Below are 2,144 nucleotides of genomic sequence, written 5' to 3' on the forward strand. Positions count from 1 at the left end.
ACCGAGCGGCACCGTCAGCATGAACGAGCTGCCCGCGCCCGGCGTACTCTCCACCGTCAGCTCGCCGTGCATCAGGCGCGCGAGGCGGCGCGCGATCGCAAGTCCGAGGCCGGTGCCGCCGAACCGCCGCGCGATGCTGTCATCCGCCTGCACGAAATCCTCGAAGATGCGCTCATGCATGTCGGGCGCGATGCCGATGCCGGTGTCGCGAATCGTGATGGAAAGCACGACATGATCGTCATGCCGCGTGGCGGTCGCTTTCAATCCGATGCCGCCACGCGGGGTGAATTTGATCGCGTTGCCGATCAGGTTGAGCAGGATGCGATTGAGCCGGACGGGATCGCCGTGCACCGATGTGTTGACGGTGGCGTCAGAGACGAGGTCGAAGGTCAGGCCTTTGCCGAAGGCCTGCGGACGCATCAGATCGGCGGCGGCCTCGATGAGTTGGTCGAGGCGGAAGCCGCGCGTCTCGAGCGTTTCGGCGCTGGCCTCCAGGCGCGCATATTCGAGGATGGCATCGACCAGGGCGATCAGCGTTTCGCCCGAGGCGGCCGCCGTCGCCAGATGGCGGCGCTGGAGCTCGCCGAGGCTGCCGTCGTCGAGCAGTTGCAGCACGCCCATGACGCCGTTGAGCGGCGTGCGCAGCTCGTGGCTGACCACCGCARGGAAGCGCGATTTGGTCTCGTTGGCAGCAACCGCCGCGCTACGCGCGCGTTCGGCCGCGTCGTGCTCGGCAAGGGCGTGATCGCGGGCCTTTTCGAGTTCGGAGGTGCGCTCGGCGACCTTGCGCTCGAGCGTTGCGTAGGACTCGCGAAGATGCGCGGCCATCCGGTTGAACTGGTCGCCGAGCGCTTCCAGCTCGTCGCCGGTCTTGATCGCGAGCCGCAGGCCGAGATCGCCGCTTTCGATTCGCCGCGCGCCCTGCATCAGCATCTGGATCGGCACGGTCATGCGCCGGCTGAGCAGGAGCGAAACCAGGACCGCGAAGGCAAGCAGGACGATCAGCAGAAACGTCGAGCGGCCGATCGATGCATAGATCGTGGCGTAGGCCTCGCTGAGCGGAAGCTCGACGAACACCACCCAGCCGAGCGAGGGCACCGTCGCATAGGTCGACAGCACGCGTTGACCGGACAGGTCCTCCTTGACCAGGCCCCCGGAAGGTGGCCCGATGCCATCGAGTGCGGCGCGGACGTCCGCATGCGAGGAGAGATCGCTGCGGCGTAGCGCCGGCCACAAATCGGGATGCGCGATCAGGACGCCCATACGATCGATCACATAAGCCTTGCCGGTGTTGCCGACCCTGATGCCGGCGACGAGATCCCAGATGAACCTGAGATTGACCTCGGCAACGACCACACTGGGCTCGCGGCCGGTCCCGCGCGTGGCGATCGTCATGAACGGCTCGGTATCGCCGAAGAAGTAGACCGGCCCGTAATAGGCCCGACTCTCATTGGCGCCGCGGAAGGCGGCCGAAGCGGAGATGTCGATCTTGCTGCCGACCCTGTCCGCGACGCGGCGCGAGACGCGCACCTGCTCGCGGCCCTGCGCGTCAAGCTCGGTAATCTCCGCGATTGCGGGTGAGAGGCGCAGGAGGCGGATGGCGTTGAGGCGATCGTCTTCGTTGGTCGACAGCTCCGGAGGCAGGCGCGAGAGCCACCTGATCTGGTTTTCGATCTGACCGATGAACTGCCCGATCTGAATGGCCGCGCTTGCTGCCTGCTCGCGTTGGGTCGCCGCGAGGAGCTGCTTCTGCTCGCGATAGGAGAACCACACGTCGAAACCGGTGTTGATGGCGAGCGCGGCAAAGGCGAGGGCGACGATCGAGTAGAGATATTTTCGGAACAGCCGGCCGGGAGGCGTCGGCAAATATCCCTGGTCGGTCGTCTCGTTCACTCGCGGATCTCGTCGGCGCGCGCGAGCAGCGTGAATGGTATCGTCAATCCAAGCGTGCGTGCGACCGTGCGGTTGATCAGGAGCTCGTATTTCCGCGGCGATTGCACCGGGAGATCGCCGGCCTTGGTGCCGCGCAGAATGAGATCGACATAGTCGGCCGAGCGCACCTCCAGCGTCGGCCCGTAGCTCATCAACCCGCCTGCATCCATGAAGTAGTGAAAGGGATAGATCATGGGGACGCGATGTTTCGC

The 2,144-nt window shown here is 65.6% G+C and carries 2 protein-coding genes; both read right to left on the reverse strand.

Going from position 1 to position 2,144, the window contains the following annotated elements; translation table 11 throughout:
- Window positions 1-1,893: sensor histidine kinase (locus tag ACXJL8_RS39465; protein ID WP_456686855.1), on the reverse strand; the 1,893-nt coding region annotated here is incomplete at its 3' end.
- Window positions 1,890-2,144 (reverse strand): ABC transporter substrate binding protein (locus tag ACXJL8_RS39470; RefSeq protein ID WP_456686856.1); only part of this gene is annotated, 255 nt, incomplete at its 5' end. The genes ACXJL8_RS39470 and ACXJL8_RS39465, both read right to left, overlap by 4 nt.

It is taken from the genome of Bradyrhizobium sp. P5_C11_2 (assembly GCF_054049755.1).